This window comes from Pseudomonas sp. C6002 (assembly GCF_013385805.1).
Lineage (GTDB): Bacteria > Pseudomonadota > Gammaproteobacteria > Pseudomonadales > Pseudomonadaceae > Aquipseudomonas.
In genome coordinates this window covers 40,843-53,505 of sequence record NZ_JACAPH010000001.1, presented here as the reverse complement: position 1 = coordinate 53,505, position 12,663 = coordinate 40,843, and the positions used below count along the sequence as shown (strand labels likewise).

Genomic DNA, 12,663 nt, shown 5'->3' with positions numbered 1-12,663 from the left:
CTTTATGTTTTTGCGCCACGTTATCGTTTTCAGCTTTATTGCCCTGCTTGCCGGCTGTTCCGGTCTTGGCACCCGTGAATCTGTCGAAGGCCCGGGCAACCCGGCGCAGTGGCAGCAGCACAAGGATCAACTGAGCAGCCTTGATGGCTGGCAGATCGAGGGCAAGGTGGGCATTCGCGCCCCGAAAGATTCGGGCAGCGGCACCTTGTTCTGGCTGCAACGCCAGGACTATTACGACATTCGCCTGTCTGGCCCGCTGGGCCGCGGTGCGGCACGCCTGACCGGCCGGCCGGGGCAAGTCAGCCTGGAAGTGGCCAATCAGGGCCGCTATGAAGCGCCAACGCCGGAAGCCCTGCTGGAAGAACAGATGGGCTGGAAACTCCCCGTATCGCACCTCGTGTGGTGGGTACGCGGTCTTCCTGCGCCAGACAGCAAGAGCCGCCTGAGCCTCAATGGCGACAGCCGCCTGGCTTCGCTGGAACAGGATGGCTGGCAGGTCGAATACCTGAGCTATGTGCAACAGAACGGTTACTGGCTGCCCGAGCGCATCAAGCTGCATGGCACCGACCTTGACGTCACGCTGGTGATCAAGGACTGGCAACCGCGCAAGCTGGGGCAGTGAGATGAACGAACAACGCCTGACCCTGCCCTCCCCGGCCAAACTGAATTTGATGCTGCACATTCTTGGTCGCCGTGAAGACGGCTATCACGAGTTGCAGACGATTTTTCAATTTCTCGACTACGGCGATGAGCTGACCTTCGCCGTTCGCGATGACGGCGTGATTCAACTGCACACCGAATTCGACGGCGTGCCTCACGACAGCAACCTGATTGTGAAGGCCGCGAAAAAACTCCAGGAACAATCCGGTTGCCCATTGGGCATCGACATCTGGATCGAAAAAATCCTGCCCATGGGCGGCGGCATCGGTGGCGGCAGCTCAAATGCCGCAACGACATTGCTCGGCCTGAATCACTTGTGGCAACTGGGCTGGGACCACGATCGCCTGGCGGCGCTGGGCCTGATACTGGGCGCGGACGTCCCGGTTTTCGTGCGTGGGCACGCCGCTTTTGCCGAAGGCGTGGGGGAGAAACTCACCCCTGTAGACCCCGAAGAGCCGTGGTATGTCGTGCTTGTTCCGCAAGTATCTGTAAGTACAGCAGAAATTTTTTCAGATCCACTGTTGACACGTAACTCTCCTCCCATTAAAGTGCGCCCCGTTCCCAAGGGAAACAGTCGAAATGACTGCTTACCGGTTGTAGCAAGGCGTTATCCAGATGTACGTAACGCTTTGAATTTGTTAGGTAATTTTACCGAAGCAAAATTAACCGGAACTGGAAGTTGTGTGTTTGGGGGCTTCCCAAGCAAAGCTGAAGCTGATAAAGTCTCGGCCCTTCTTACAGAGACCCTTACAGGGTTTGTAGCAAAGGGAAGCAACGTTTCGATGTTGCATCGCAAGCTGCAAAGTCTGCTCTAAAGGAACCGAGTACTGGGTACTCGTTGCAACAGATACAGGGGCGTCGCCAAGCGGTAAGGCAGCAGGTTTTGATCCTGCCATGCGTTGGTTCGAATCCAGCCGCCCCTGCCATTTTCTATACTCATCCAGGTTACCCTCAGCCTCTAGGTACTGCGCGTGTCCAAGATGATGGTCTTTACGGGGAATGCTAACCCCGATCTGGCTCGGCGTGTTGTACGTCAGCTGCATATCCCTCTCGGTGACATCTCTGTCGGTAAATTCTCCGACGGCGAAATTACAGCCGAGATCAATGAAAACGTCCGCGGTAAAGATGTCTTCATTATTCAGCCGACTTGCGCTCCGACCAACGATAACCTGATGGAACTCGTCGTGATGGCTGATGCCTTCCGCCGCTCCTCAGCGACTCGAATCACAGCTGTAATCCCTTACTTTGGTTATGCCCGTCAGGATCGCCGTCCGCGTTCCGCACGTGTGGCTATCAGTGCGAAAGTCGTTGCTGACATGCTGACCGTGGTAGGTATCGACCGTGTTCTCACGGTTGACCTGCACGCTGACCAAATCCAGGGGTTCTTCGATATTCCGGTAGATAACATCTACGGCTCCCCCGTCCTGGTGGATGACATCGAAGACCAGCGCTTTGAAAACCTGATGATCGTGTCCCCGGACATTGGTGGCGTCGTGCGTGCACGGGCTGTTGCCAAATCCCTGGGCGTGGATCTCGGGATCATCGACAAACGCCGCGAGAAAGCCAATCACTCTGAAGTGATGCATATCATCGGTGATGTCGAAGGGCGTACCTGTATTCTGGTTGATGACATGGTCGACACCGCCGGCACCCTGTGCCACGCGGCGAAAGCCTTGAAAGAGCACGGTGCAGCAAAAGTCTTCGCCTACTGCACACACCCTGTGCTGTCGGGCCGAGCGATCGAGAACATCGAGAACTCAATGCTGGACGAACTGGTGGTGACTAACACCATCCCGTTGTCCGCTGCCGCTCAAGCCTGTTCGCGTATCCGTCAACTGGATATCGCACCGGTAGTTGCCGAAGCGGTTCGCCGCATCAGCAACGAAGAATCGATCAGCGCGATGTTCCGTTAAGGGTCAAACCTTAGCGGCATCAACCTGACGAAAAGCGCCCCGCCCCAGCATTCTGCCGGGGCGGGGCTTTTTTGCCCATATCGCCTTTAGCGCTGGTCGCAAACGCTAGGGCGAATGTGGTTATTTTGGAGATACAACATGAACGATTTTACTTTGAATGCTGAACTGCGTTCCGACCTGGGGAAAGGTGCGAGCCGCCGCCTGCGTCGTCTCGCAAGCCTGGTTCCAGCTGTAGTTTACGGTGGCGAAAAAGCCCCTGAATCCATCAGCATGCTGGCTAAAGAAATCGCCAAACTGCTCGAAAACGACGCGGCTTACAGCCACATCATCGAGCTGAACGTTGGCGGCACCAAGCAGAACGTCATCATCAAGGCACTGCAACGTCACCCAGCTAAAGGCCACGTGCTGCACGCTGACTTCGTACGCGTAGTAGCTGGTCAGAAACTGACCGCTATCGTGCCTGTGCACTTCGTTGGTGAAGAAGCTCCGGTCAAGAAAGGCGGCGAAGTTTCGCACGTTATCGCCGAGATCGAAGTGACCTGCCTGCCGAAAGACCTGCCTGAGTTCATCGAAGTCGACCTGTCGGCTCTGGAAATCGGCGCAATCGTTCACCTGTCCGACCTCAAGGCTCCTAAAGGCGTTGAGTTCGTTGCACTGGCTCACGGTGACGACAAAGCTGTTGCAAACGTACACGCTCCACGCGTTGCACCAGAAGCTGAAGAAGGCGCTGCAGAGTAATTCACTCTGTAATGCCGGAGCTTGAGGAAACATCGCGGACCGGAACGTAGCGAGAAAGCGGGCGAGAATGCGAAGTTGGCCTCTAACGGTTAATGAGTTTTTGTCGTCCACTTTCGCCGCACCAACGGCGATGTTATCCACAACTCCAAAGGAAGGGCCCCTGTCGTGACTGCCATTAAACTGATCGTTGGCCTGGGAAATCCAGGCGCCGAATACGAACAGACCCGGCATAACGCGGGGGCCCTTTTTGTTGAGCGTATCGCCCACGCCCAAGGCGTCAATCTTGTGGCCGATCGCAAATATTTTGGCCTGACCGGACGCTTTTCGCATCAGGGTCAGGATGTTCGTCTGTTGATTCCCACCACCTACATGAACCGCAGCGGCCAGGCTGTCGCGGCGCTTGCGGGCTTCTTCCGGATCAAACCCGAAGAAATCCTGGTGGCCCATGACGAACTAGACCTGCCACCCGGCGTTGCCAAGCTCAAGCAAGGCGGCGGCCATGGCGGGCATAATGGCCTGCGCGACATCATCGCGCAGTTGGGCAATCAGAATACGTTCTACCGCTTGCGGCTTGGCATTGGCCACCCGGGCGTTGCCAGTATGGTTTCAAATTTCGTCCTGGGTCGTGCGCCACGCGCCGAACAGGAAAAACTCGATGCCAGCATCGATTTTGCCCTCGGCGTGCTGCCGGATATCTTCGCCGGTGAATGGAACCGTGCGATGAAAAACCTGCACAGCCAGAAGGCCTGACTCTTTACCCGAGGGGAAACACCATGGGATTCAATTGCGGCATCGTCGGCCTACCTAACGTCGGCAAGTCCACCCTGTTCAACGCCCTGACCAAATCCGGTATTGCGGCGGAGAACTTCCCCTTCTGCACCATCGAACCGAACACCGGTATCGTGCCGATGCCCGATACACGCCTGGACGCCCTGGCGGCCATCGTGAATCCAAAGCGCATCCTGCCGACCACCATGGAGTTCGTCGACATCGCGGGCCTGGTAGCCGGCGCGTCGAAAGGTGAAGGCCTGGGCAACAAGTTCCTCGCCAACATCCGCGAGACCGATGCCATCGCCCACGTGGTCCGCTGCTTCGAAGACGAGAACGTGATTCACGTCTCCAACAGCGTCGACCCGAAACGCGATATCGAGATCATCGACCTGGAACTGATCTTCGCCGACCTCGACAGCTGCGAGAAGCAACTGCAAAAGGTCACGCGTAACGCCAAGGGCGGCGACAAGGACGCAGTGGTCCAGAAAGCCTTGCTGGAGCAACTGATTGCCCACTTCACCCTGGGCAAGCCGGCACGCAGCCTGATGAAGAACATGAGCACCGACGAAAAGGCGGTGATCAAGGGCTTCCACCTGCTGACCACCAAGCCGGTGATGTACATCGCCAACGTGGCTGAAGACGGTTTCGAGAACAACCCGCTGCTCGATGTGGTCCTGGCCATTGCCGAAGAAGAAGGCGCGATGGTTGTTCCGGTGTGCAACAAGATCGAAGCGGAAATCGCCGAGCTGGAAGACGGCGAAGAAAAAGACATGTTCCTCGAGGCCCTGGGCCTGGAAGAGCCTGGCCTGAACCGCGTGATCCGTGCCGGCTACGAAATGCTGCACCTGCAGACCTACTTCACCGCCGGTGTTGAAGAAGTACGCGCCTGGACCGTCAAGGTCGGTGCCACTGCCCCGCAAGCGGCTGGCGTGATCCACACCGACTTCGAAAAAGGCTTCATCCGCGCCGAAGTCATCGCCTACAACGACTTCATCCAGTTCAAGGGTGAAGCCGGTGCCAAGGAAGCCGGTAAATGGCGCCTGGAAGGCAAGGAATACATCGTCAAGGATGGCGACGTGATGCACTTCCGCTTCAACGTATAAGCTTTACCTGCGGCCTATGCCGCAAAACAAAAAGCCGATGCACTGCATCGGCTTTTTTGTGGGCGCTCACTTCCCCGCCACCGAAAAAAACTTCGGTATTCAATATTGTTAGAGCCAGTCCCATCTCTAAAATTAGCAGCGAGAACTTCAGAATTCGATTCGGTAGATATGAAAAATCACCAGCCCGGTAGGCAGTCCAGCTCGCTACCAACGTGCGCATGCCCCTGGGGAAGCGCCTCCCTGCGATAGGGCGCCGTTGTAAGCTAGTAAGCGGCCTACCCTGCCGTTACTGCTAACGACGGCACCTGGGCGGAATCGGACTACTTGCCTCGATGTTAGACAGCCGGACCTTCTACTGCTCCAGACCGTCACAGCTTTCCTAAACTCCCTGTGACTGTTAGCTCAGCAATTCCCTGACGAATAAACACAAGGTTCTCATCCAGTGTTTCGAGCGCACCGCGAACGTTGTTGGCAATTTCTGCCGACCCACGTTGTTCGACCCACTTGGAAAGCTCTTCAACTGCGGCGCCTAGGGCGAGTTGGTTCTGATTAAGGCGATCAAACAAGCTAGCAATCAGTTTGATATCCGTCATGGCGGCTCTCCGTGTTTTGAGCAAGCGTAGCACCGACGCCTTAATCACTCGGAATCACTTTCATGGAAAGCATATCTACCGGCGGCTGGAACCTGCTGACTTAGTACAGCAACAAGCACTTGCCGATGGAAACGCCCAATACACCGCCGACACCTTGGACATCCCCATTAGCACGGTGCGCCTACGTTTGTCCCGGGCGCGAGAACAGCTCAAGCGGGCCACCTACAACCCGCTACAACCGTAAATCAGCGCACCGGCGCAACGCCGACACCCTTTGCAGGAGCAGTTGATTTACCCGTTTGACGCAAGCGTTGGGCAGCAGGGATATCTGCCCGACTCGATTGATCTGGTATCAGGCCTTTTTGGTACGCGGCAACAGAATCGCCAACACCCCGAACAGCGGCAGGAACGAGCACAGCGTGTACACGTACTCGATGCCGTGGATGTCTGCCAGGTGCCCCAGCAGCGCCGCACCAATCCCGCCAAAACCGAACATCAAACCGAAGAACACCCCGGCGATCATCCCCACATTGCCCGGCACCAACTCTTGCGCATACACCACAATTGCCGAGAACGCCGAGGCCAGGATAAAGCCGATCACCACGCTCAGGATGCTGGTCCAGAACAGGTCCACATGGGGCAGAATCAGGGTGAACGGCGCCACCCCGAGGATCGAAAACCAGATCACCGCCTTACGGCCGATCTTGTCGCCAATCGGCCCGCCAAAGAACGTGCCCGCCGCCACCGCGCCGAGGAACAGGAACAGATGCAGCTGTGAACTGGCCACCGACAGGTCGAACTTCTCGATCAGGTAGAAGGTGAAGTAACTGGTGAAACTGGCCATGTAGAAGTACTTGGAAAACACCAGCAGGCCCAGCACCACCAGCGCGCTCAAGACCCGGCCCTTGGACAGGCCGTGAGTGGCCGCCTGGCCTTGCTTGAGCTTGAACAGGTTCAAGTGGTGGGCGTACCAGCGGCTGATCGCATACAGCACAAACAACGCAAACACCGCGAACAGGCCGAACCAGGCCACATTGCCCTGGCCGAACGGAATGATGATCGCCGCCGCCAGCAACGGGCCGAAGGCCGAGCCGGCATTACCGCCCACCTGGAACGTCGACTGCGCCAAACCATAACGCCCGCCCGAGGCCAGGCGCGCCACGCGGGACGCTTCCGGGTGGAAGGTCGACGAGCCGATGCCGATCAACCCCGCCGCCAGCAGGATCAGGGGGAAGCTGCCCACCTGGGACATCATCAGGATGCCCACCAGCGTGCAGATCATTCCGCAGGGCAACAGGTACGGCTTGGGATGGCGATCGGTGTAATAACCCACCCACGGCTGCAGCAGGGACGCGGTGAGCTGGAACGTGAGGGTGATCAAGCCGACCTGGGTGAACGTCAGGCCGTAATTGGCCTTGAGCATCGGGTAGATCGAGGGCAGTACCGACTGGATCAAGTCATTGATCAAATGCGCCAGCGCCACCGCGCCGATTACACGCATCACCAACGGGCTGGTTTGCCCGGCGGCAGGCGTCGTAGCCACGGAGGGCTGGGAATTGCTCAGAGCCATGGGAGGTTTTCCGTACAGCAGATGGATGCACAGGTGCAGGTGCGACAATGTGCCACTTTTGGGTGCAGGAAGGCTATCCCGTTAGCAGGCTAACGAGTAGATGAATCGATGCAGCGGTCATGGTTTGTAAAGGGCCAGCAAGATGAATCCCTTTAATTTGCGGGACGTTTCCTAGAGAATCTTTCGGCCTTGTGCCTGGGGGAGTCGGTGGCTAGTCTTCGGTCCGTCGCTGGTTTTCAGTGATCGGGTTTAGTCGCCCGGACTTATATCAGGCGCATGCTCCCATGAGGTTTCATGGTGGCTGTGCGCAGGGCACCTTCGGGTGCGCCGGGTTTTCCTGATTAGCCGGTCGACTAACCTGCGTACAGCCGCCACCCTTCGTTTAGTCGCGAGCGGTACGGCTCCAAGTTAATCAGGAGCTATGCCATGTTTAAAATTGTCCCCGATCCACCCCGTGACCAGGCCAAAGACCGCGCCGCCTTCACCCGAGCGCTCGACCACTACTTGCCCACCGACCCGCCGCAACCCTCGACCAGCTTCTACGCCATCAGCGACGACATCAGCTTCGAAGACTCCCTGCTCTACACCGCCGACCTGCTGCACAGCGCCTCGGCCACCGCGCTCGACTGTGGCGAACAACTGCAAAGCCCCGAACGCGCCAAAGTGCTCGCCGTGTGGCACCTGCTGGAAATCGCCAAGGCCATGGTCGACCGCTCGATAGAGTGCCTGCACCCGCGCAAAACCTGACGCGCGAACGCCAGAACACCGCAGATCAAATGTGGGAGCGGGCTTGCTCGCGAAGGCGGTGGACCAGCCAATACCTCTGCTGACTGACACACCGCATTCGCGAGCAAGCCCGCTCCCACCTTTTGATCTTCGCTGCCTTGGGACCTGCGCAAACCCCAACCGCTCGTCACCAAACCCGGTGTTTCCCGTTAAACAGTTGATAGCGTAGATAAATTTTCAAAAAAAGCGCTTGACGCATTCCCGTTCTCCGCGAATAATGCGCGCCACTTGGCTACATAGCTCAGTTGGTTAGAGCATAGCATTCATAATGCTGGGGTCCGGGGTTCAAGTCCCTGTGTAGCCACCAAGTACTAAAAACGGCTTACCGAAAGGTAGGCCGTTTTTTTATGCCTGAAGAAAAGTAAACCGCCCTATTGCCCCACAGACGTCAGTGTTTATGCCGATGGTGCACATCGGGAAAATGCGCATGACTGTGCTGGATCGGTGCGTGCTCATGGGCATGACTATGTGGCTCGGTACCGTCCCACGCAAAGTTATGCACATGCTGGTGGTGCTCATCGTGTGTATGGCGATGACCGTGCATGAGGGGATCGTGCTGATGCTCGTGCGCATGATGTTCCATCAGATGAATCCACACCCCGATGGCCATCAAGGCGGCCGCGAGCAAGAACATCAGCGAAACCGACTCGCCCAGGATCAGGATCGAGATGACCGCGCCCAGGAAGGGAGCCGTGGAAAAATAGGCGCCGGTGCGCGCACTGCCAAGCCCGCGCAGAGCGAGCACAAACAGCACCAGACTCACGCCATACCCAAGCAGCCCAACCACCATGGTTGACCCGAGCGTGGCCACCGCTGGCAGTTGCGACCCGATGGCCAACGCCAAACAGCAATTGACCACACCCGCCGCCAAGCCTTTGCTGCCGGCGATAAACAGCGCATCCGAGGCAGAGACCTTACGGGTCAGGTTATTGTCGATGGCCCAACAAAAACAGGCGAAAGCCACGGCCAGCGGCCCCGTCCAATCATGAGCCGTCGCTGTCCCGTGCGGCCATGACAAAACGATCCCGCCCAGAACAATAGCGATCATGCCGATCACGATGCGGCGATCTGCGTTCTCTTTGAACACGACCCACGCCAGCACGGCCGTGAGCACCGACTCAAGATTGAGCATCAACGATGCGGTGGCGCCCGCGGTACGGGTGAGCCCGTACATGAGCGCCACAGGCGCAAGCACGCCCCCAAAGACAATGGCGCCCACCAACCAGGGCCACTCTCCGGCTGCAAGCCCGGGCCGTTTCCAGCCGTGGTCGCGAGCAAACCGAACGATGGCCAGGCCCAGGCCGCTGCCCAGATAGAGCAGCCCGGCCAACAGGATGGGCGGCGTATCGACCCCCAGGAGCTTGGCAAGCGGAGTGCTGGCGCCGAACAACGCCGCCGCCGCCAACGCGTAGAGAATGCTCACATTCATAATGGGTCGCCCTGTCAGGCTTATTGCATAAGGACGAGCATCATAGCCGTGCCCGGGTAAGAATTATGTGAATGCCAGCCTGGCTGGCGAACCACAAGAAGGTGACGCATAACATTCCCCGCTACCGGCATCAGCACTGAGCGCCTCTTACTGGGGCGCTGTATGTCAAACCCCTTGCCGCACAAAACACTGCTCCACCACCGACTTGCCCCACTGCTGCCCCTCCTGTTCCGACTCCAGCACAAAGCCCGCGTTTTCATAGAGCTTGCGCGCCACATCCAGGCCCTTGAACGTCCACAGCCGCACCGCCGGGAACCGGTGCCCGTCACAGAAATCCAGCGCCTCTTTCAACAACCGTTTACCCAAGCCCTGGCCGTGGGCAGACGGGTCGAGGATGAAGCAGCGCAGGATCGCCTCGCCGTTTTCGCCCTCGCCATCAATCGCGATCGAACCGACGATCTGCTCTGCGTCCAGCACTGCCCAGACTTGGTTGCGCGGGTTGGCCAGGCGCCCCATCAACTCGGCCATGTCCGCCGCCACCAGGCTTTCAAACGGCTGGCCAAAATTCGCATGCTGGGCGTAGTACTCGGCGTGCATCTGCGCGATACGCCCGATGATGCCTGGCCGGTAGCCATGGGCAATGCGGTAGTGCCTCGGCTGCCGGGCGCCAGTACGTTGGGTTTGCAGGGCTGCGGCGTATTGATCGAGCCCGCGGCTGACGGCCTGTTGCTGTTCGCTGGACAAGTCGCCAATCGCCTCGCCCACCTGGCGCCGGGCAAACGTTTCAATGTCGCGTAACGTCTTCTGGCCTCGTGTGGTGAGCCGCAGCTTTTTCGAACGGGCATCGTCCTCGTTGGCAAACTCTTCCAGCTCGCCCGCCTCGACCAGCTTGCGCACCATGCGGCTTACCGACGACTTTTCCAGCCCCAGCAACATGACCAGTTCAGCCGCTGTCAGCGCGCCACGCTCGCCGATTTCAACAATCGTGTGCACCGATGACGGTGGGTAACTGCTGGCCGCCAACTTCGGCTGCATGAAGCCCAGCTCTCGCACCATAAGACGCGAGGCACAGCGGATCTGATCGATAAGGTCTGGCTTGGAACGGTTCACGGGGGGAAACCTCTTGCCCGAATGACGAAGGATGTAGTTGTACTGCACAACCAAATACAGATCAATCTCCCAACCTGCAAACCACTGAGGTACATTCCCTCCCCACGGACAACAGATCATTCTCAAATGAACGGAGTCATCGCGTGTTTTCGATTTTTCGCCGCCAACGCCTTACCGCCCTCTCGCTGATCACCGCCGCCCTCACCCTCGCCGCCTGCCACAGCGCCACCGCGCCGGAACTGCCGCCCGCCCCGGAGCTCGGCTCGGGCTATCGCACCGACATGAGCCCCCGCCACGCCGAGCGCCACATGGCCGCCGCCGCCAACCCGCTGGCCGCCGAAGCCGGGCGCGAGATATTGCGCAAGGGCGGCTCGGCCATCGACGCCGCGATTGCCATGCAGGCCGTGCTGACCCTGGTGGAGCCGCAGTCCTCCGGGATCGGCGGCGGCGCGTTCATCATGCTGTGGGACGGCAAGCAGGTGCACGCCTACGACGGTCGCGAAACCGCACCGGCGGGCGCTACCGAGCGGTTGTTCCTCAACGCCGATGGCACGCCGATGTCGTTCCCGCAGGCGCAGATTGGCGGGCGTTCGGTGGCCACCCCGGGGGTGTTGCGTGCCCTGGAAATGGCCCATAAAAAAACCGGCCACCTGCAATGGGCCAAACTGTTTGAGCCGGCCATTCGCCTGGCCGAAGAGGGTTTCCCGATCTCTGCGCGCCTGCACAGCCTGATTGCCGCTGACCGCTACATCAGCCGCTCGCCGGAAATGACCGCGTACTTCCTGAATGCCGACGGCAGCCCGAAGGCCACCGGTACGCTGCTGAAAAACCCGGCGCTGGCCAACGTGTTCAAGCGCATCGCCAAGGAAGGGCCGGACGCGCTGTACTACGGCCCCATTGCCGACGAAATCACCCGCAAGGTGCAAGGCAACAGCAACGCCGGCAGCCTGACGCTGACCGACCTCAAGGGCTACAGCGCAGTTGAGCGGGCGCCGTTGTGCACCGACTACAAACGCTGGAAAGTCTGCGGCATGCCGCCGCCGTCGTCGGGCGGGATCGCCATTGCGCAGATCCTCGGCACGTTGCAGGCCCTGGAAACCCGCGACCCGCGTATGACGCTTGGGCTGTTGAAGCCGGTGAAGAACGACTCCCCGGCCGGCCTGGAACCGGTGCATGAAGCGGTGCATCTGATCGCCGAGGCCGACCGCCTGGCCTATGCCGACCGCGCCCAGTACGTGGCGGATTCCGACTATGTGCCGGTGCCGGTGGCCGGGCTGGTCGCGCCGGACTATCTGGCCGGACGGGCCGCATTGATCGGTGAGCGCAGCATGGGCGTCGCCAAGCCGGGCAAGCCTGCGGGAATTGAAGTGGCCTACGCGCCGGATCGCTCGCCGTTGCGCATTTCCACCTCGCAAGTGGTGGCGGTGGATGACGTGGGTGGCGCGGTGTCGATGACCACCACGGTGGAGTCCGCATTCGGTTCCCATGTAATGGTCCAGGGCTTTTTGCTGAATAACCAGATGACCGACTTCTCCTTCATCCCCGAAGAGAACGGCCAGCCGGTGGCCAACCGGATCGAGCCGGGCAAGCGCCCCCGTTCGTCGATGGCACCGACCCTGGTGTTTGATCGCCAGAGCGGTGAGTGGGTGGCCACGGTGGGTTCGCCGGGCGGTTCGCAGATCATCGAATATGTGAGCAAATCCCTGGTGGCCATGCTCGACTGGAACCTCGACCCGCAAGCGGCCGTCGGCCTGCCCAACTTCGGCAGCCGCAACGGCGCGACCGAGCTGGAAGCCGGGTTGTTCAGTGCTCAGCTGAAACAGGCGCTCAAGGACAAGGGCCACGCCCTGAGCGAAATCGACATGACCAGCGGCGCCCAGGCGATCGTCCGAGTGCGCGATGCGCAAGGCAAGGCGTCGTTGATCGGCGGGGCTGATCCACGCCGTGAAGGCGAAGCGTTGGGGGATTGAATTGACTCACTGGAGAGCTG

12 protein-coding genes, 2 tRNA genes and 1 pseudogene are annotated in these 12,663 nt (G+C 59.3%); 11 read left to right on the top strand and 4 right to left on the bottom strand.

All coding sequences use genetic code 11. The annotated features are described in order from the left end of the window. Nucleotides 1–4 precede the first annotated feature (4 nt). From lolB to ychF, 7 genes are all read left to right on the top strand, one after another. The gene (gene lolB / locus HX817_RS00250; protein WP_008432261.1) at nucleotides 5–622 is read left to right on the top strand and encodes a lipoprotein insertase outer membrane protein LolB; all 618 of its coding nucleotides are present in this window, start codon (nucleotides 5–7) and stop codon (nucleotides 620–622) included. Nucleotide 623: 1 nt separating this feature from the next. Beyond that, a complete protein-coding gene (gene ispE / locus HX817_RS00245; protein ID WP_177039589.1) occupies nucleotides 624–1,475 on the top strand; it encodes a 4-(cytidine 5'-diphospho)-2-C-methyl-D-erythritol kinase in 852 nt (283 codons plus the stop codon). Between the two features lie 36 nt (nucleotides 1,476–1,511). Further along, nucleotides 1,512–1,586: transfer RNA gene (locus tag HX817_RS00240), tRNA-Gln, on the top strand. Between the two features lie 45 nt (nucleotides 1,587–1,631). After that, complete coding sequence (locus HX817_RS00235) at nucleotides 1,632–2,573, top strand: ribose-phosphate pyrophosphokinase (RefSeq protein WP_003208392.1); 942 nt, start codon at nucleotides 1,632–1,634, stop codon at nucleotides 2,571–2,573. A gap of 138 nt (nucleotides 2,574–2,711) precedes the next feature. Beyond that, complete coding sequence (locus HX817_RS00230; RefSeq protein ID WP_003208391.1) at nucleotides 2,712–3,311, top strand: 50S ribosomal protein L25/general stress protein Ctc; 600 nt, start codon at nucleotides 2,712–2,714, stop codon at nucleotides 3,309–3,311. A 165-nt stretch (nucleotides 3,312–3,476) separates the two neighbouring features. Next, entirely contained in the window at nucleotides 3,477–4,061 is a 585-nt protein-coding gene (gene pth / locus HX817_RS00225) for an aminoacyl-tRNA hydrolase (protein ID WP_003208389.1), read from the top strand. Nucleotides 4,062–4,084: 23 nt separating this feature from the next. Further along, a complete protein-coding gene (gene ychF / locus HX817_RS00220; protein WP_003208384.1) occupies nucleotides 4,085–5,185 on the top strand; it encodes a redox-regulated ATPase YchF in 1,101 nt (366 codons plus the stop codon). A gap of 368 nt (nucleotides 5,186–5,553) precedes the next feature. Here the strand turns inward: ychF and HX817_RS00215 are convergent, their stop codons facing one another. Beyond that, nucleotides 5,554–5,778: a hypothetical protein gene (locus tag HX817_RS00215; RefSeq protein ID WP_087693771.1), complete on the bottom strand. Its 225-nt coding sequence runs from the start codon at nucleotides 5,776–5,778 to the stop codon at nucleotides 5,554–5,556. A gap of 124 nt (nucleotides 5,779–5,902) precedes the next feature. On the opposite strand from HX817_RS00215, the pseudogene HX817_RS31175 reads away from it, so the two are divergent. Then, a pseudogene (locus HX817_RS31175) lies at nucleotides 5,903–6,022 on the top strand (RNA polymerase subunit sigma); the annotation flags it as partial. Between the two features lie 108 nt (nucleotides 6,023–6,130). Here the strand turns inward: HX817_RS31175 and HX817_RS00210 are convergent. Next, nucleotides 6,131–7,348, bottom strand: coding sequence for an MFS transporter (locus tag HX817_RS00210; RefSeq protein ID WP_093201834.1), 1,218 nt, complete (start codon nucleotides 7,346–7,348; stop codon nucleotides 6,131–6,133). 426 nt (nucleotides 7,349–7,774) lie between these two features. On the opposite strand from HX817_RS00210, the gene HX817_RS00205 reads away from it, so the two are divergent. Then, nucleotides 7,775–8,095 (top strand): DUF6124 family protein, encoded by a 321-nt coding sequence (locus HX817_RS00205; protein WP_177039588.1) that lies wholly within the window; start codon nucleotides 7,775–7,777, stop codon nucleotides 8,093–8,095. 269 nt (nucleotides 8,096–8,364) lie between these two features. Next, nucleotides 8,365–8,441, top strand: a tRNA-Met gene (locus HX817_RS00200). Between the two features lie 81 nt (nucleotides 8,442–8,522). On the opposite strand, the gene HX817_RS00195 is transcribed toward HX817_RS00200, so the two are convergent. Together HX817_RS00195 and HX817_RS00190 are read right to left on the bottom strand one after the other, a co-directional pair. Then, entirely contained in the window at nucleotides 8,523–9,563 is a 1,041-nt protein-coding gene (locus tag HX817_RS00195) for a DMT family transporter (protein ID WP_102604724.1), read from the bottom strand. A gap of 165 nt (nucleotides 9,564–9,728) precedes the next feature. Then, nucleotides 9,729–10,619 carry a bifunctional helix-turn-helix transcriptional regulator/GNAT family N-acetyltransferase gene (locus HX817_RS00190; RefSeq protein ID WP_218182549.1) on the bottom strand — a complete coding sequence of 297 codons (891 nt, stop codon included), beginning with the start codon at nucleotides 10,617–10,619 and terminating at the stop codon, nucleotides 9,729–9,731. A gap of 197 nt (nucleotides 10,620–10,816) precedes the next feature. On the opposite strand from HX817_RS00190, the gene ggt reads away from it, so the two are divergent. Beyond that, nucleotides 10,817–12,643, top strand: a complete 1,827-nt coding sequence (gene ggt / locus HX817_RS00185) for a gamma-glutamyltransferase (protein ID WP_177039586.1) — start codon at nucleotides 10,817–10,819, stop codon at nucleotides 12,641–12,643. Nucleotides 12,644–12,663 lie beyond the last annotated feature (20 nt).

What these genes read in the sequence shown, in the direction of transcription:
- HX817_RS00215 (WP_087693771.1), bottom strand. Translation starts at nt 5,778, where the DNA reads ATGACGGATATCAAACTGATTGCTAGCTTGTTTGATCGCCTTAATCAG.
- lolB (WP_008432261.1), top strand. Translation starts at nt 5, where the DNA reads ATGTTTTTGCGCCACGTTATCGTTTTCAGCTTTATTGCCCTGCTTGCC.
- HX817_RS00190 (WP_218182549.1), bottom strand. Translation starts at nt 10,619, where the DNA reads ATGGTGCGAGAGCTGGGCTTCATGCAGCCGAAGTTGGCGGCCAGCAGT.
- HX817_RS00205 (WP_177039588.1), top strand. Translation starts at nt 7,775, where the DNA reads ATGTTTAAAATTGTCCCCGATCCACCCCGTGACCAGGCCAAAGACCGC.
- HX817_RS00230 (WP_003208391.1), top strand. Translation starts at nt 2,712, where the DNA reads ATGAACGATTTTACTTTGAATGCTGAACTGCGTTCCGACCTGGGGAAA.
- HX817_RS00195 (WP_102604724.1), bottom strand. Translation starts at nt 9,563, where the DNA reads ATGAATGTGAGCATTCTCTACGCGTTGGCGGCGGCGGCGTTGTTCGGC.
- ispE (WP_177039589.1), top strand. Translation starts at nt 624, where the DNA reads ATGAACGAACAACGCCTGACCCTGCCCTCCCCGGCCAAACTGAATTTG.
- ychF (WP_003208384.1), top strand. Translation starts at nt 4,085, where the DNA reads ATGGGATTCAATTGCGGCATCGTCGGCCTACCTAACGTCGGCAAGTCC.
- HX817_RS00210 (WP_093201834.1), bottom strand. Translation starts at nt 7,348, where the DNA reads ATGGCTCTGAGCAATTCCCAGCCCTCCGTGGCTACGACGCCTGCCGCC.